Source organism: Pseudomonas sp. RT6P73, from assembly GCF_054897715.1.
Genome location: NZ_JBUBUV010000002.1, coordinates 318,307 through 334,593, shown reverse-complemented (window position 1 = coordinate 334,593; position 16,287 = coordinate 318,307). Strand labels below are relative to the sequence as shown.

The following is a 16,287-nucleotide window of genomic DNA, read 5'->3' as shown; positions in this document are numbered from 1 at the left end:
AGCCCTTGCAGGCGGGCCAGAACACTTTGCTCCAAGGTGCTGATCTTCGTCTCGACGTTGCCGGCCTTGCCAGACTGGCCAAGGGTGACGTTGATTTGCACAAGATTGTTCAGGGTTTCCAGATCACGCCGCAGGGCCAGGCTGCTGCCCAACAGGTCGAGGCTTTGCAGTTCGACTTGTGTGCCCTGGAATTCACGATAGGAGTCGCGCACCAGATAGAAGTTGGTCACCAGCATCGGCACGAGGAACAGCACGCTGATCAGGCTGAACTTCATACCGAAGCTCAGGCGATTCATCAGCGCGACGGCGGGATAGAGCAAGCTCTTCACTGGAAGTCTCCCTTTTGATTCTTATTTTTATTGGCAGGCGCGGGTCTACGGCAGATAGCCACTATTTGCGCTGTCTCTGTATAGCTTAAATCGGCAGGGGCTTTTGTAACTTAAGGTTAACGAAATACGCGCGTACCTGTAGCAGCTGGCGCAGCCTGCGTCCGGCTGCGCAGCAGTCGTGAATTCAGGCGCTGCGGTTTTTCTGGTTGATCGCGTCAGCAGGATTTACGACTGCTGCGCAGCCGGACGCAGGCTGCGCCAGCTGCTACAAGGGCTCGGCGTATCAGGGGAGGACCGTCCACAACGCAAAACCTGCATACCAGAGCACCGCCGCACGCAGCAGTAACTCCCAGATCCGGTCCAGGCTGTTGATGCCATCCGGTCCGACGACCGGTGCAGGAATTTCACCGGCCACCAGCCCGACCTTCTCGATCAGCTGGGCGGCGCTGATGTTCCAGTTCAGCAGTTCATGCAACATCACCCGGCTGACTGCCACAAAGTTTCCGACCAGCGCGAAACTGGCTGCCAACAGACGCACCGGCACCCAATCAAACGCGTGACGCAACTGTGCAGCGCGTTCGACCACGGCCGGGTTCTGCCCGTGCTCTTCGGCCAACGCCAGCAGTCGGTAGCTCAGTGCTGCGACTGGCCCCAACACGAAGTACCAGAAAATCACCGCGAAAAAGCTCTGGTAAGCCTCCCACAGCAAATGGCCTTCGACCCGTTCAAGCAGTTGCTCGCCGTTATCGGCGCATATATCCAGGTCGCGCTTCGCCACATGGGCAGCCGCTTGCAGGTCCTCCCGGCGCCAGGCATCGCGAAACGGCCCGAGGCCGGCCAACAAATCGCCGCGGCCCAGGCTGTAAATCACCACCAGCAGGTGCACCGGCAACGCCAGCAACCCGTAGGCCACCGGTTCAAGCACCACCAACAACAAACCCAGCAGCGCTACCGGCAACAACACCAGCACCGCCAATATCAGCCATGGCCGATTGATCAGACGCGGGCTGACTTCAAGCTTGTTCAGTTCACGTGCCCAACCGCCATCACGTTGGACCCGATGACGCAGGGCCGAGAATTTCTCGATCCAGACAGCCAACAGCAACACCAGAAAACTCATTGTTGTTCCTCTTTTGCCAGGGCGGCGCGATAGCGTGCCCAGTCGAACGCGGGTCCGGGATCCGTCTTGCGCCCCGGTGCGATGTCGCTATGCCCACAGATGCGCTGCGGGGTGATCGCCGTAAACCTGCTTTGCAGCTGTCGGGTCAGCGTCGTCAACGCCTGATACTGGGCGTCCTCGAACGGCTGATCATCCGTGCCTTCAAGTTCGATGCCCACGGAAAAATCGTTACAGGTTTCACGCCCCTCGAAACTCGAGACACCGGCGTGCCAGGCGCGCTCAAGACAAGAGACAAACTGAGTGACGGTGCCGTCACGCTCAATCAGAAAGTGCGCAGACACCCGCAGGTCAGCAATCCCTGCAAAGTAGGGATGCTCCGTGACATCCAGACGATTCTGGAAAAATTCCTGCACTTTGCCGGTGGCGAACTGCGCTGGCGGCAGGCTGATGTTGTGGATCACCAGCAGGGAAATTTCGCCCGAGGGGCGCGCATTGAAGTTGGGCGAGGGGCATACACGCACGCCCTGGCACCAACCGCTCGCGGGGTCCAACTGCATACAGGTTCCTTCAACGACGACTGTGTTGGCGCCCAGTATGCCGCGATAGACCCTCGGGGCGCGATCACTTGCCGCGATTGAGACGCCGCAGATTGCCCAGCACCGACTCCAGGGCCCGGTCGAACAGCAAGGTGTCGTCCAGCGCCCGCACCGCGCCACGGCGAAATTCAAGGGCCAGGCCGGTGCGGCTGCGCTCCAGCACTTTCATTCCGGTGCGGTCGACGAAGATGTATTTCCCGGTGGAATCGATGATCGCCGCCAGTTTGCAACGCAGGGTGTTTTCTTCGTCTTCCTGGAACTCGACCCAGCTGCCGGTGCGCAATTGCTCGACTTGAAGCAAACCGGCATCGTCCGCCGGCAATCGCACTGATACCGCATCGGCGGGGCCTTCGTCGGCGGTTCGCAGCACGATTTCCTGCAGCACTTCGACCATCACCGGTGGCTCGCTGGGCTGTTCAACCGCATGGCCCGGGCGCTCGAACAGTTGCACGTGCAAGGTTTCCAACTCACTGAAAAACTCACTGGTGGCGAACGGATCGAAGGCCGAGCTGCTCAGGCCGTCGCGCAAAGACTTCAGCAACCCCGGCACCAGCGCTAACAGACGCAGGCCAGCATCGGGCTCGTCATGACGCTGCACGCTCCAGATCAATTGCGCCATGGTCTGCACATCGGCATGCCATTCCGCCGAAGCGTCACCGTATTTGAGGCAGGTCAACAACAGCACTTTGCTCCAGGCTTCCTGGACGAAGACCACCACACCTTGCGGCAGCATTTTGCCCAACAACGCTTGATTCAGCGCCTGCTCGACACGCTGGCGTGCCAGTTCGGCCCTGGCGCGGCCTTCTTCGGCGTCACGGGTGCGCTGCTCCAGCAGCTCGCTGCGACGGCGCTCGTCACTGGTGAAGGCAAGAAAATCCGCGAGCAACTCGGAAAAGATCGCCGGATCGTCAACAAAGTCATTCAACAGGCGCTGCACCACTTGCTCGATGCGCAGGTACAGGCTGTCACGCTCGTGGTCATCGCACTCGCCCCAGCCCATGGCGGCAGCGGCGATTTCGTTGAGCAGACGCCGGGCCGGATGGCTGGCGCGGCTGAAGAAGCTCTTGTCGAGCACCGCCACTTTGAGCATCGGTATCTGCAAACGGCCAATCAGCGCCTTGAGGGAGTCCGGCAAGTTGCGGTCATCAAGGATGCATTCGAAGAGCATCGCGATCAGGTTGATCACGTCTTCGTCCGCCACGCCGACCACGCGCGACTTGCCACTTTTGACGCTGACCCGGGTCAGCAGTTGTTCGAGCTGGTTACGCAGATCGAAGTCGTCCTGTGTCGCCAGCGCCGGCACGTATTGCTGCAAGTGCGAGAGCAGGCGCAACAGGTCGCGGGTGGAAATGGGCTGGGTCTGGGCACTGGCTTCGAGGGTGGGAGCGACACTGCCGCGCACGTGCAACAGCAGCTCCTGCAACGCGGCGAAGACTTCCTGCACACCGTCGTCGATCGGCGTGTGGATGCCGGCCTCGATAGGTTCGGCATGGGCGCTGGCGGCCGCCTGATCGGTGGCTCGTCGCGTGGGCGCGGGCTTGAGGTCCGGCAACACCCCGGTAGCGATGAGCAGTTGATTGGCTTCGGCGTACAGCTGATCAGCGCTGCTGAGCACGTAGCGGTCGAACAGCTTGAGAATGATCAGCTTGACCTTTATTTCCACCCCCAGGTTGCGCCAGGCCTGTAAGAAATACTCACAGAGCCTCTGCGGCCCCAACGGGTTGTGCTGATTGTCCAGCGCCTTGCCCAGCAGGGCACTGAGTCGAGCCGTCAGTTGGTCAAGGGCGAAACCGTCGCGGTTCAGCACTTTGCTGACCATAGCCTCCACCGCGACGCGGCGCTCCAGGTCGTCATTGGGCACTGCACCGGCATCGACTGCTAATGCCTGAGGCAAGGCTACTTGGGTGCTTTCGTATTGCGAGAGGCTGACGAACGCTTCAAAGAATTGTTCGAGAAATCCGCGTTCGATGCTTTTTCGCTTGAGCCGCAAGTCGCGCATGGCTTCGAAAAAACGGTTCTGCTCGACGTCGTTGCGGGCCCGGTCGGCCATTTCGAACAGCGTGTCGTCGGCGTTATCAAACAGCTCCTGCAAGCCATGCCTGAGCTGTTGGGTGGCCTTGTCGCGAACCTGAAGCAGAATCACAGGCAGGCGGGCGAGCGGCGATTGAATCGCCTGATCCGTAGCTGCCTTGTGCAAAGGCACTACATTCCCGTCGTTGTGCATCCAAGCCTCCTGAAACGGTGATTCAGCGAACAATCGTGAACCCAAAACACGTCAAACCCATGACGTCAAAAGCAAGGCGGATTATCTTGCAAAAGAGCCCCCGTGTGCCAGCAGACTCTGTGCTTCGCAGTGAAATAGACGCGTAGGGAAGACGCTGACTTAGTGCCGATGATTCAGGTGAATCGACCAAATGCAGGTTTGCATGCGACGGGAACGCCTCTGATGCCTTGGGTTGCCTCGCGCCATGGCCCTATAATCGGGCCACTTTGTTTGTGGAGCCCTTTATGCCGAATCTACGTCTCGCCGATTTGACCGCCGAAATCGAAGCCAACGTGCGCCGTGCGTTGCTCGAAGACATCGGCAGCGGCGACATCACCGCGCAGCTGATCCCGGCCGAACGCCTGGCCAAAGCCACCATCATCACCCGCGACGCCGCGGTCATTGCCGGCACCGCGTGGGTCGATGCCGTGTTCCGGCAACTCGATCCACGGGTCGCGGTGCACTGGCAGGTGCGCGACGGCGAACGGGTAAAACCCAATCAGGCGCTGTTCCACCTTGAAGGCCCGGCACGCTCGCTGCTGACCGGTGAACGCTCTGCGCTGAACTTCCTGCAATTGCTCTCGGGCGTGGCCACGCGCGCGCAATACCTGGCAGATTTTGTCGCCGAGACGCAGGTGAAGTTGCTCGACACCCGTAAAACCCTGCCGGGGCTGCGCCTGGCGCAGAAGTACGCCGTGACCTGCGGCGGCTGCCACAACCACCGCATAGGTCTGTACGACGCCTTCCTGATCAAGGAAAACCACATCGCCGCCTGCGGGGGCATTCCTGAAGCCATTAACGCTGCGCACAAGATCGCCCCGGGCAAGCCGGTCGAGATTGAAGTGGAAAGCCTGGATGAGCTCAAAGAAGCCCTGGCGGCGGGTGCAGACATCATCATGCTCGATGAGCTGAGCCTGGATGACATGCGTGAAGCCGTGCGCCTGAATGCAGGCAAGGCAAAACTGGAGGCCAGCGGCGGTATCAACGAAAACACGCTGCTGCCAATCGCCGAGACCGGGGTGGATTATATTTCGATCGGTGCGATGACCAAGGATGTGAAGGCTGTCGATCTGTCGATGCGTTTAAGCCTCTGAGAATGAAAAACGCCAGCCTCATTGAGGCTGGCGTTTTTGTCAGACCACCAGATTGTTCATCTCGCAGTACTCTTCCCACTCGACGCCCAACACCTCGGCCGCCTCCTTGTGCAACACCAGGCGCGCAGCCTCGAACTCCTCCGGAGTCGAGGTGTACTTGAGCGTCAGCTCCCACGGCTGCAAGCCCTGGGATTCCGCCTCATCCTCGAACGCCCACTGGATCTGGTCTTTCTGATCGTCGGCTGGCAGGTCCTTGATCTCTTCGGCTAGCTGGGGCGTATCCAGCAAGTACTTTTTCAGCGCTTCTTCGTGTCTGGCTTCTTGAGTCAATTCTTTAACGGTCATGTCGTTCTCGCTGATCGGGGGAATGGAAGATGGATCTGGATCATCAAGGATCTCTCTGACGCAAAAAACCGTCTGAAGCCCGGTTTGTCTGGCCTTCAGAACCATTCGGGGATCATCTGAAAACTGCAAAGTGGTACGTGTGCAACGTTCGAATATAGGACGTTTGGTCGACGATTTATATGGACTTTTACATCAAATCTACAAAAAAACCGTTGATCGGCCTTTCTGAGAATTTTCCTTTGCTACCCAGGAACAACGCTCAAAAGGTAAAGTCATAGCGATGTGCCATCTAGGCACTTCACAAGGAACCCGGTGATGCGCAATTTTTCCAAACTTCCGTCTACCCTGTTTGCAACCGGCATCGCTGCCCTTCTTCTAGGCAGCCTGGCACTGCCCAATACCGCCCAAGCCGGTCTGGAGTACAAATCCGACGGCGCTAACTCTTCCGATAAACTCCTCGCCTATCACAATTATTACGGCACATACGTGATGGCCAGATCCAACGTCAGTACTGATGACGTGGAACAACTGCAACGCATTGTCAAAACCAATACGGCTGATATAGAAACGCTGAAAAAAACCGTCAGTGAGCAGGCGCGACTGATCGAAGAGTTCAGAAAGAACACGGGCTCCAGTTCAAGCTCGAATGCCAGTGAAGTGGACAAACTCAAGCGCACTGTCAGTGATCAGGACACCGGCCTGAAAAACCTCGCCAAGGCCATGGACGAACTCAAACGCAACAGCGGGTCGAATTCCAGCTCCAACACCAGCGAAGTTAACGACCTCAAACGTACGGTCAGTGATCAGAACACCGGCTTGGTAAACCTCGCCAAGGCAGTGGACGAACTCAAACGCAATAGCACCTCGAATACCAGCTCCAGTTCCAGTGAAGTCAGCGACCTCAAGCGCACGATCAGCGAACAGGACAACGGGCTGAAAAAACTCGCCAGTCAGATGGACGACCTCAAGCGCAGCAGCGGCTCGAACGCCAGTTCCAGCTCTAGCTCAAGCGAGGTGAGCGATCTCAAGCGTACCGTGAGCGAACAGGAAAACGGACTGAAAAACCTCGCCAGTCAGATGGACGATCTCAAACGCAGCAGCGGCTCGAACTCCGGTTCAAGCTCCAACTCAAGCGAAGTGAGTGACCTCAAGCGCACTGTCAACGAACAGGAAAACGACCTGAAACGGCTTGCCAGCCAGGTGGAAGACCTCAAGCGCAGCGCCGGATCGAGTTCCAGCTCAAGCTCCAGCGACCTGTCCAGTCTGAAACGGGAAGTCAGCGATCAGGATAATCAACTCGATCAGCTCAAACGTACTGTGGAAGATCTGAGCCGGAAGGTGAAATAACAGGGGAATGGTGCCCGAGACAGGAGTCGAACCTGCGACCTTCGCGTTACGAGTGCGCTGCTCTACCAACTGAGCTACACGGGCGGTGAGCTAAACCTAGCACAGCTTTCGCGAGTCGCAACCGCAAGTCCGTCTCGGTTTATTGCAGCCAAAAAAATGCCCCGCAGCTTTCACTGCGGGGCATTTTTTATAACGTTGAAACGGTCAGGCGAGGGGTGATTAAACGCCCGAAGCCTTGGCCGCTGCTACGTCTTTGATGGACAGCTTGATACGGCCGCGGTTGTCCACGTCCAGTACCAGTACTTCCACTTCCTGGCCTTCTTTCAGGATGTCGGTCACTTTCTCTACGCGAGCGTCGCTCAACATGGAGATGTGAACCAGACCGTCCTTGCCAGGCAGGATGTTGACGAATGCGCCGAAGTCGACGATGCGCTCAACCTTACCGACGTAGATCTTGCCGATTTCAGCTTCTGCGGTGATGCCCAGAACGCGCTGACGTGCAGCTTCAGCAGCTTCTTTGGTTTCGCCGAAGATCTTGATCGAGCCGTCGTCTTCGATGTCGATCGAAGCCTTGGTCTCTTCACAGATCGCACGGATGGTCGCGCCGCCTTTACCGATGACATCACGGATTTTGTCGGTGTCGATTTTCATCGCGATCATGGTCGGAGCGTTTTCCGACAGCTCGGTACGGGACTGAGCAATGATCTGGTTCATCTGACCGAGGATGTTCTGGCGCGCTTCCAGGGCTTGGCCCAGAGCGATTTCCATGATTTCTTCGGTGATGCCTTTGATCTTGATGTCCATCTGCAGCGCGGTAACACCTTTGGCGGTACCGGCTACTTTGAAGTCCATGTCGCCCAGGTGATCTTCGTCACCCAGGATGTCGGTCAGGATGGCGAACTTCTCGCCTTCTTTAACCAGACCCATGGCGATACCGGCAACCGGTGCCTTCATCGGAACGCCGGCGTCCATCAGAGCCAGGGAAGCGCCGCAGACCGAAGCCATGGAGCTCGAACCGTTGGACTCGGTGATTTCCGATACAACACGGATGGTGTACGGGAACACGTCAGCGGCAGGCAGCATGGCCGCAATCGAACGACGGGCCAGACGGCCGTGACCGATTTCGCGACGACCAGCACCACCCATGCGACCACACTCACCTACCGAGAACGGAGGGAAGTTGTAGTGCAGCATGAACGGGTCTTTTTTCTCGCCTTCCAGGGTGTCCAGCAGCTGTGCATCACGGGCGGTGCCCAGTGTTGCAACGACCAGAGCCTGGGTTTCGCCACGGGTGAACAACGCCGAACCGTGGGTCTTTGGCAGAACGCCGACTTCGATGTTCAAAGGACGCACGGTCTTGGTGTCGCGGCCGTCGATACGTGGCTTACCGTTAACGATGTTTTCGCGAACGGTGCGGTATTCGATTTCGCCGAAGGCAGCTTTGACTTCGCTGGAGGAAGGCTGGCCTTCTTCACCGGACAACTTGGCAACCACCTGGTCTTTCAGTTCGCCCAGACGAGCGTAACGGTCGGCCTTGATGGTGATGGTGTAAGCCTGGGAGATCGCGTCGCCGAACTCGGCACGGATAGCGCCCAGCAGAGCGGTGGCTTCTGGTTGAGGAGCCCACGTCCAGGTTGGCTTGGCAGCTTCGGCAGCCAGTTCTTTAACGGCGTTGATCACAACCTGGAACTCGTCGTGAGCAAACAGAACCGCGCCCAGCATCTGGTCTTCGGTCAGCTCTTTGGCTTCCGATTCAACCATCAACACGGCTTCCGACGTACCGGCAACGACCATGTCCAGGCTCGAAGCTTTCTGTTGTTCGTAAGTCGGGTTCAGCAGGTAGCCGGTGCTTTCGTGGAACGCAACGCGGGCAGCGCCGATCGGGCCATCGAAAGGAATGCCGGAGATGGCCAGCGCAGCCGAGGTACCGATCATCGCAGCGATGTCCGGATCGGTCTTCTTGCTGGTGGAAACGACGGTGCAGACAACCTGCACTTCGTTCATGAAGCCTTCCGGGAACAGCGGACGGATCGGACGGTCGATCAGTCGGGAAGTCAGGGTTTCTTTCTCGGAAGGACGGCCTTCGCGCTTGAAGAAACCGCCAGGGATCTTACCGGCAGCGTAAGTCTTTTCCTGGTAGTGAACGGACAGAGGGAAGAAGCCCTTGCCTGGATCGGCTTGCTTGGCACCGACTACGGTCACCAATACGCTGACGTCGTCGTCAACGGTGACCAATACTGCGCCGGAGGCCTGACGGGCGATACGGCCAGTCTCGAGGGTAACGGTCGACTGACCGAACTGGAATTTTTTGATTACCGGGTTCACGGTGTCCTACCTTCTTTTGTGGCTCTTGGGGAACTTGTCTTCTTGCGAAATTCTTGGGCAATGTCGGGAATCGGCCCAACGCCTGTCCAGGGTAAAACGACTATCCAGATAAAACTTGAGGCTGGGAGCCTGCCGTGTGCCTGCGGGAAACCCGCTGACACACAGCAAACAACCAACCTCTAGCGCAATCGCTTATTAGCGACGCAGACCCAGGCGACCGATCAGAGCCTGGTAACGGCCCAGATCCTTGCCTTTCAGGTAGTCCAGCAGCTTACGACGCTGGTTAACCATGCGGATCAGACCACGACGGGAGTGGTGATCTTTACCGTTGGCCTTGAAGTGACCTTGCAGCTTGTTGATGTTGTGGGTCAGCAGTGCAACTTGCACTTCTGGCGAACCAGTGTCACCAACAGCTTGCTGGTAGTCAGCAACGATTTGAGCTTTTTCTTGAACGTCGAGAGCCATGAGGCAATCCTTTTATCAGGAAACTGTTTCAAAGAAACAGCTTCAACAGGCCAGGGACAAATCCCTGTATCTATAAATGAGTAGTGACCGTGCCTGTTAACAGCCACCCTCGCCAGCCTGCTGTTACGCAGACCGGTTTCGGTCATTCCGACCGAATCAGTCGACGCGGCGCGATGCGCCCGTCTTCGCTCACTTCACCGATACCGATGAAGCGACCGTTGTGATCCTGTACCCGTACCATGCCGAACTTCGGTGCATCCGGGGCTCGTACCGGTTGGCCGTTAAGCCAGTAGAACGAGCTGTGCTCCGAGAAATGCAACAAAGGCCAATCCAGCAGGCCGCTGTCCGATGGCATCAGGAAGCGGTCGACCGCTTCGTTGCCGCCTTCGGCATGTACCGCTTCCAACTCTTCAAGCGTGACCGTCTGCGCCAGCGTGAAAGGCCCGGCCTGGGTACGTCGCAATTCAGCCACGTAAGCGCCACAACCGAGTTGCTCACCGATATCCTCCACCAGGGTGCGAATATAGGTGCCTTTGCTGCAATCCACCGCAAGCCGCGCAGTATCACCCTCAAAGGCGAGCAATTCCAAGCGCGCAATAGTAACAGAACGCGGTTCGCGCTCCACTACTTCGCCTGCACGGGCCAGCTTGTACAGCGGCTGGCCATCACGCTTGAGCGCCGAGTACATCGGCGGTATCTGACTGATTTGCCCACGAAAACCCGGCAATACAGCTTCGACATCGGCGCGACCAACGGTCACCGGACGTTCCTGCAAAACGTCACCCTCGGCATCGGCCGTGGTGGTGGTCTTGCCCAGTTGCGCCAGGGTTTCATAAGCCTTGTCGGAATCGAGCAGGTACTGGGAGAACTTGGTGGCCTCACCGAAGCACAACGGCAACACGCCGGTGGCCAGCGGATCGAGACTGCCGGTGTGACCGGCCTTCTCGGCGTTCAGCAACCAGCGAACCTTCTGCAACGCGGCATTGGAGGTAAACCCCAATGGCTTGTCGAGCAGAATGATACCGCTGACGTTACGACGGATACGTTTGACCTGAGCCACCGATTACTCCTTGGCGTCTTCGGGTGCAGCCGCTTCCGGGCGCTGGCTGTCTTCAGCCACTGCTCGTTCGATCAGGGCGGACAGGTGCGCGCCACGCACAACACTCTCGTCGTAGTGGAAGTGCAGCTGAGGAACGCTGCGCAACTTCATTTCGCGAGCCAACTGCATACGCAGGAAACCGGCGGCGGAGTTGAGCACCTTGATGCTTTGTGCGATGTCTTCGGCATTGTCCTGGCCCATTACGGTGATGAAGATCTTGGCGTGACCGACGTCACGGCTAACTTCAACAGCGGTAATGGTGACCAGGCCGACGCGCGGGTCTTTGACTTCACGACGGATCAGCTGTGCCAGCTCACGCTGCATCTGATCGCCGATACGTTGGGTACGGCTGTATTCTTTTGCCATGTCTTGTTACCTGTTACTGCCCCACGGTGAAACCCGAGGGGTCTGAAAGCGGCAAACGCCCGGCCTGACAAAAGCCAGACCGGGCGTTGCGTTTAGAGTCCTGACGCTGTGCCGCGCATTTGCATGCGGCGGCTTGGCGTGGCCCTTGAAGTGCGCGAGTTAGAGGCTGCGAGCAACCTGAACCTTCTCGAAGACTTCGATTTTGTCACCGACTTTGACGTCGTTGTAGCTCTTCACGCCGATACCGCATTCCATGCCGGCACGTACTTCGGAAGCGTCATCCTTGAAGCGGCGCAGGGATTCCAGCTCGCCTTCGAAGATAACGATGTCTTCACGCAGTACACGGATTGGACGGTTACGGTGAACAACACCTTCGATAACCATGCAACCGGCGATCGCGCCAAACTTCGGCGAACGGAACACGTCACGCACTTCAGCGGTACCCAGGATGTTCTCGCGAACATCGCTGCCCAGCATACCGGTGAGGGCTTTCTTGACGTCTTCGATGATGTCGTAGATCACGTTGTAGTAACGCATATCCAGACCTTCCTGCTCGACGATCTTGCGAGCGCCAGCATCGGCACGCACGTTGAAGCCGAACAGTACAGCGTTGGAGGCCAGTGCCAGGTTAGCGTCGGACTCGGTGATACCACCCACGCCGCCACCAACAACACGCACTTGCACTTCGTCGTTACCCAGGCCATTCAAGGCGCCGTTCAACGCTTCGAGGGAACCACGGACGTCAGATTTGAGGACGATGTTCAGCGTCTTCTTCTCTGCCTGGCCCATGTTTTCGAAGATGTTTTCCAGCTTGCCAGCGTGAGCGCGAGCCAGTTTGACTTCGCGGAACTTGCCTTGACGGAACAGAGCCACTTCACGGGCTTTCTTCTCGTCCGACAGCACGCTCATCTCGTCGCCAGCGTCCGGGGTACCGTCCAGGCCGAGAATCTCGACAGGGATGGAAGGACCGGCTTCCTTGATTGGCTTGCCGTTCTCGTCGAGCATGGCACGTACACGGCCATAGTTCGAACCGACCAGCACCATGTCGCCTTGGCGCAGGGTACCGTCTTGAACCAGAACGGTTGCAACCGGGCCACGACCTTTGTCGAGACGCGATTCAACCACAACACCACGGCCTGGAGCCGACGGAGTTGCTTTCAGTTCCAGAACTTCGGCTTGCAGCAGAACAGCTTCGAGCAACTCGTCCACGCCGGTACCGACTTTCGCCGAAACCGATACGAACGGGGTGTCGCCGCCCCACTCTTCCGAGGTCACGCCGTGAACCGACAGTTCGCTACGGATGCGATCGAGATCGGCGCCCGGCTTGTCGATTTTGTTCACAGCAACGACCAGTGGAACACCGGCAGCCTTGGCGTGCTGGACAGCTTCAATGGTCTGCGGCATCACGCCGTCGTCCGCTGCAACTACCAGGATCACGATGTCAGTCGCCTTGGCACCACGGGCACGCATTGCGGTAAACGCAGCGTGACCCGGGGTATCGAGGAAAGTGACCATGCCGCGATCAGTTTCAACGTGATACGCACCGATGTGCTGAGTGATACCGCCGGCTTCGCCAGCAGCTACCTTGGCACGACGGATGTAGTCGAGCAGCGAGGTCTTACCGTGGTCAACGTGGCCCATTACGGTCACAACCGGTGCACGGGAGAACGACTCACCTTCAAACTTCAGGGACTCGGCCAGGGAATCTTCCAGGGCAGTGTCGCTAACCAGGGTCACTTTGTGGCCCAGCTCTTCAGCAACCAGTTGGGCAGTTTCCTGATCCAGTACCTGGTTGATGGTCGCTGGAGTACCCAGTTTGAACATGAACTTGATGATTTCAGCTGCCTTGACCGACATCTGTTGGGCGAGATCGCCAACAGTGATGGTCTCGCCGATCTGCACATCACGCACGACAGGACCGGTTGGGTTCTGGAAACCGTGAGCGTTGCGTTTCTTCAGCTTGGCCTTGCCGCGACCACCACGACGGAAGCCATCGCTTTCTTCGTCGGTAGTACGTGGGGCAACGCGTGGAGCAGGCGCTTTCTCTTTGACCGAGGCACGATGCGGAGCGTTTTTACGCTCGCCGTCGCCACCACCGCTGCGACGATTGTTATCGTCGGCACGTGGTTTGTCCGGTCGGCGCTGTTCGTTCTGCTTGTTGCGAACGTCTGCAGACGGTGCTGGAGCAGCAGCCACAACCGGAGCGCTTTCACGCACAGGTTCGGCGGCAGCAGCAGGAGCCGCGACTGCGTCGTTGGTAGCGGTTTGCGCAGCAGCAGGCTGGCGACGCGCTTCTTCTTCGGCGCGGCGCTTGGCTTCTTCTTCAGCCTTCTGACGAGCAGCATTTTCTACTGCACGACGTTCTTCCAGTTCGCGTTTGCGCTCGGCTTCGATTTCTTCCGGGCTGCGCTGTACGAAGACTTTCTTCTTGCGTACTTCAACGCTGATGCTTTTGCTGCCAGCAACACGCAGGGTGCTGGTGGTTTTGCGCTGCAATGTAATCTTGCGCGGTTCTTCCACTTTCGCCTTGTGGCTGCTCTTCAAGTGAGTCAGCAAAGACTGCTTCTCACTATCGCTCACACCTTCATCGGCGGCGGTGTGCGGCAGACCTGCCTCACGCATCTGCTGCAACAGGCGCTCTACCGGTGTTTTGACCTCATCGGCCAGTTGTTTCACCGTGACTTGCGTCATGCACTTCTCTCCTCAGGCCGCGCCTAATTACTCGAACCAATGGGCTCGGGCGGCCATGATCAACTTGCCGGCACGATCATCGTCAATGCCGTCGATGTCGAGCAGATCGTCAATAGACTGCTCGGCCAGGTCTTCGCGGGTAATTACGCCGCGCACCGCCAGTTCCATCGCCAAATCCTTGTCCATACCCTCAAGCGAGAGCAGGTCTTCGGCCGGATGGGCGTCTGCCAGCTTTTCCTCAGTAGCGATGGCTTTGGTCAACAAACGATCCTTGGCACGAGCGCGAAGCTCGTTGACGGTTTCTTCGTCAAAGCCATCGATGTTGAGCATTTCCTCCACCGGTACGTAGGCAATCTCTTCCAGGCTGGTGAAGCCTTCATCTACCAGCACCTGTGCCAGGTCTTCGTCGACTTCCAGCTCGTCGATGAAGTTGCGCAGGATGTCGCCGGTTTCTGCTTGCTGCTTAGCCTGGATGTCCGATTCGGTCATCACGTTCAGGGTCCAGCCAGTCAATTGGCTAGCCAGACGCACGTTCTGACCACCGCGACCGATGGCCTGAGCCAGATTGTCTGCGCCAACGGCGATGTCCATTGCATGGGCATCTTCGTCAACGATAATTGCCGCAACCTCAGCCGGGGACATGGCGTTGATTACGAACTGAGCCGGGTTGTCGTCCCACAGGACGATGTCCACACGCTCACCGCCCAACTCACCCGACACTGCCTGGACGCGCGAACCGCGCATACCGATGCAAGCGCCTTGCGGGTCGATGCGTTTGTCTTTCGAGCGGACCGCGATCTTGGCGCGCGAACCCGGGTCACGGGACGCAGCCATTACTTCGATCAGTCCTTCAGCGATTTCCGGCACTTCGATGCGGAACAACTCGATCAGCATTTCCGGCGCTGTACGCGACAGAATCAGCTGCGGGCCGCGGTTCTCGGTGCGGATTTCCTTGAGCAGCGCACGCAGACGCACGCCAACCCGGAAGGTTTCGCGGGAGATGATGTCTTCACGAGCCAGCAACGCTTCAGCGTTGTTGCCCAGGTCAACGATCACGTTGTCGCGGGTCACTTTCTTCACGGTGCCGGAGATGATTTCCCCCAGGCGCTCGCGATAGGCGTCAACGACTTGAGCGCGCTCGGCTTCGCGAACTTTCTGCACGATGACTTGCTTGGCAGTCTGTGCAGCGATGCGGCCGAACTCGATGGATTCAATTTTTTCTTCGACTACATCACCGACCTGGGCGCCAGGGTGCGTTTCGGCAACCTTGCTCGGCCAGGTTTCGATGGCCGGATCATCCAGGTCTGCTTCTTCGACGACCGTCCAGCGACGGAATGTCTCGTAAGCACCGGTGTGGCGATTGATTTCCACACGCAGATCGACTTCGTCCTCGAAACGCTTTTTGGTAGCAGTGGCCAGAGCCAGCTCCAGCGCTTCAAAAATTACGTTTGCCGGTACGCCCTTTTCATTGGATACCGACTCAACAACCAGCAGTACTTCTTTGCTCATCGTACGCCTCGCCTTTCGCAAGCCATTGGATCCGCGGGATCCGCGTCTCAGTCAAAACTGGGAATAATGTTGGCCTTGTCGATCATATCGATCGGCAACAGGAACTCATGGTCTTCTACCTGCACCACGACGTCCTGCTCTTCTACACCGCGCAGAAGGCCCTGAAAGTTGCGTCGTCCTTCAAAAGGCGAGCGCAGCTTGATCTTCACTTGTTCACCGGCAAATTTTGCAAACTGCTCAATAGTGAACAGTGGGCGTTCCATGCCAGGCGAGGAAACTTCAAGGGTGTATTCAACGGTGATTGGATCTTCAACATCCAGGACACCGCTGATCTGACGGCTGACGATGGCACAATCGTCCACCAGCACACCGCCCTCTTTATCAATATAAACGCGCAACATTGAGTGGCGACCTTGAGCCGAAAACTCAATACCCCAGCATTCATAGCCCAGGGCCACGACCACCGGGGCCAACAAGGCCTGCAACTCTTCTAGCTTGCTCGACACCTGAACCCCCTCGTGCATGTATGTGCATGCTATGCAAAATAAAAAAATGGGCGAAACGCCCATCCTTGAAACGCCGTCGAATAGCGGCGTAGAAAGTGTCCAGCTAACAAAAAGCCCCTTAAAAGGGGCTCCTTAAACTGGTTGCGGGGGCCGGATTTGAACCGACGACCTTCGGGTTATGAGCCCGACGAGCTACCAGACTGCTCCACCCCGCGACAAAGCTGGGGCGGAA

Annotated in this window: 13 protein-coding genes and 2 tRNA genes; 2 read left to right on the top strand and 13 right to left on the bottom strand. The window is 57.9% G+C overall.

The features are described 5' to 3' along the window. Nucleotides 1–612: 612 nt before the first annotated feature. The 3 genes from ampE to ACYZT6_RS01705 all read right to left on the bottom strand — a co-directional run bounded on the left by ampE (nucleotide 613) and on the right by ACYZT6_RS01705 (nucleotide 4,269). Nucleotides 613–1,449: a regulatory signaling modulator protein AmpE gene (gene ampE, locus ACYZT6_RS01715; RefSeq protein WP_462025461.1), complete on the bottom strand. Its 837-nt coding sequence runs from the start codon at nucleotides 1,447–1,449 to the stop codon at nucleotides 613–615. Further along, nucleotides 1,446–2,006, bottom strand: a complete 561-nt coding sequence (ampD, locus tag ACYZT6_RS01710; protein WP_462025460.1) for a 1,6-anhydro-N-acetylmuramyl-L-alanine amidase AmpD — start codon at nucleotides 2,004–2,006, stop codon at nucleotides 1,446–1,448. Before ampD ends, ampE begins: the two co-directional genes overlap by 4 nt. Before the next feature lie 64 nt (nucleotides 2,007–2,070). Continuing rightward, on the bottom strand, nucleotides 2,071–4,269 hold the full coding sequence (locus ACYZT6_RS01705; RefSeq protein WP_462025459.1) for a DUF1631 domain-containing protein: 2,199 nt from the start codon (nucleotides 4,267–4,269) through the stop codon (nucleotides 2,071–2,073). A 284-nt stretch (nucleotides 4,270–4,553) separates the two neighbouring features. On the opposite strand from ACYZT6_RS01705, the gene nadC reads away from it, so the two are divergent. Continuing rightward, nucleotides 4,554–5,402: a carboxylating nicotinate-nucleotide diphosphorylase gene (gene nadC / locus ACYZT6_RS01700; protein WP_462025458.1), complete on the top strand. Its 849-nt coding sequence runs from the start codon at nucleotides 4,554–4,556 to the stop codon at nucleotides 5,400–5,402. A 39-nt stretch (nucleotides 5,403–5,441) separates the two neighbouring features. Here the strand turns inward: nadC and ACYZT6_RS01695 are convergent, their stop codons facing one another. Further along, complete coding sequence (locus ACYZT6_RS01695; RefSeq protein WP_462025457.1) at nucleotides 5,442–5,747, bottom strand: DUF6388 family protein; 306 nt, start codon at nucleotides 5,745–5,747, stop codon at nucleotides 5,442–5,444. Between the two features lie 315 nt (nucleotides 5,748–6,062). Here ACYZT6_RS01695 and ACYZT6_RS01690 point away from each other — a divergent pair, with 315 nt between their 5' ends. Further along, the gene (locus tag ACYZT6_RS01690) at nucleotides 6,063–7,094 is read left to right on the top strand and encodes a hypothetical protein (RefSeq protein WP_462025456.1); all 1,032 of its coding nucleotides are present in this window, start codon (nucleotides 6,063–6,065) and stop codon (nucleotides 7,092–7,094) included. Nucleotides 7,095–7,102: 8 nt separating this feature from the next. On the opposite strand, the gene ACYZT6_RS01685 is transcribed toward ACYZT6_RS01690, so the two are convergent. The 9 genes from ACYZT6_RS01685 to ACYZT6_RS01645 all read right to left on the bottom strand — a co-directional run bounded on the left by ACYZT6_RS01685 (nucleotide 7,103) and on the right by ACYZT6_RS01645 (nucleotide 16,270). After that, nucleotides 7,103–7,178 (bottom strand) — tRNA-Thr (locus tag ACYZT6_RS01685). 135 nt (nucleotides 7,179–7,313) lie between these two features. Further along, nucleotides 7,314–9,419 (bottom strand): polyribonucleotide nucleotidyltransferase, encoded by a 2,106-nt coding sequence (gene pnp, locus ACYZT6_RS01680; protein WP_462025455.1) that lies wholly within the window; start codon nucleotides 9,417–9,419, stop codon nucleotides 7,314–7,316. Between the two features lie 195 nt (nucleotides 9,420–9,614). Continuing rightward, on the bottom strand, nucleotides 9,615–9,884 hold the full coding sequence (gene rpsO / locus ACYZT6_RS01675) for a 30S ribosomal protein S15 (protein ID WP_003176135.1): 270 nt from the start codon (nucleotides 9,882–9,884) through the stop codon (nucleotides 9,615–9,617). 142 nt (nucleotides 9,885–10,026) lie between these two features. Next, nucleotides 10,027–10,944, bottom strand: a complete 918-nt coding sequence (truB, locus tag ACYZT6_RS01670; RefSeq protein ID WP_462025454.1) for a tRNA pseudouridine(55) synthase TruB — start codon at nucleotides 10,942–10,944, stop codon at nucleotides 10,027–10,029. 3 nt (nucleotides 10,945–10,947) lie between these two features. After that, the gene (gene rbfA / locus ACYZT6_RS01665) at nucleotides 10,948–11,349 is read right to left on the bottom strand and encodes a 30S ribosome-binding factor RbfA (RefSeq protein ID WP_461979409.1); all 402 of its coding nucleotides are present in this window, start codon (nucleotides 11,347–11,349) and stop codon (nucleotides 10,948–10,950) included. A 159-nt stretch (nucleotides 11,350–11,508) separates the two neighbouring features. Beyond that, nucleotides 11,509–14,040: a translation initiation factor IF-2 gene (gene infB / locus ACYZT6_RS01660; RefSeq protein ID WP_462025453.1), complete on the bottom strand. Its 2,532-nt coding sequence runs from the start codon at nucleotides 14,038–14,040 to the stop codon at nucleotides 11,509–11,511. 27 nt (nucleotides 14,041–14,067) lie between these two features. Beyond that, nucleotides 14,068–15,549, bottom strand: coding sequence for a transcription termination factor NusA (gene nusA, locus ACYZT6_RS01655; RefSeq protein WP_045060041.1), 1,482 nt, complete (start codon nucleotides 15,547–15,549; stop codon nucleotides 14,068–14,070). A 47-nt stretch (nucleotides 15,550–15,596) separates the two neighbouring features. Next, entirely contained in the window at nucleotides 15,597–16,055 is a 459-nt protein-coding gene (rimP, locus tag ACYZT6_RS01650) for a ribosome maturation factor RimP (RefSeq protein ID WP_149088505.1), read from the bottom strand. A gap of 138 nt (nucleotides 16,056–16,193) precedes the next feature. After that, nucleotides 16,194–16,270, bottom strand: a tRNA-Met gene (locus tag ACYZT6_RS01645). Nucleotides 16,271–16,287 lie beyond the last annotated feature (17 nt).

Bases quoted from the DNA above. Each gene is read 5' to 3' on its own strand.
- ampE (WP_462025461.1), bottom strand. From the start codon at position 1,449: ATGAGTTTTCTGGTGTTGCTGTTGGCTGTCTGGATCGAGAAATTCTCG.
- ampD (WP_462025460.1), bottom strand. From the start codon at position 2,006: ATGCAGTTGGACCCCGCGAGCGGTTGGTGCCAGGGCGTGCGTGTATGC.
- ACYZT6_RS01705 (WP_462025459.1), bottom strand. From the start codon at position 4,269: ATGCACAACGACGGGAATGTAGTGCCTTTGCACAAGGCAGCTACGGAT.
- nadC (WP_462025458.1), top strand. From the start codon at position 4,554: ATGCCGAATCTACGTCTCGCCGATTTGACCGCCGAAATCGAAGCCAAC.
- ACYZT6_RS01695 (WP_462025457.1), bottom strand. From the start codon at position 5,747: ATGACCGTTAAAGAATTGACTCAAGAAGCCAGACACGAAGAAGCGCTG.
- ACYZT6_RS01690 (WP_462025456.1), top strand. From the start codon at position 6,063: ATGCGCAATTTTTCCAAACTTCCGTCTACCCTGTTTGCAACCGGCATC.
- rpsO (WP_003176135.1), bottom strand. From the start codon at position 9,884: ATGGCTCTCGACGTTCAAGAAAAAGCTCAAATCGTTGCTGACTACCAG.
- rbfA (WP_461979409.1), bottom strand. From the start codon at position 11,349: ATGGCAAAAGAATACAGCCGTACCCAACGTATCGGCGATCAGATGCAG.
- infB (WP_462025453.1), bottom strand. From the start codon at position 14,040: ATGACGCAAGTCACGGTGAAACAACTGGCCGATGAGGTCAAAACACCG.
- nusA (WP_045060041.1), bottom strand. From the start codon at position 15,549: ATGAGCAAAGAAGTACTGCTGGTTGTTGAGTCGGTATCCAATGAAAAG.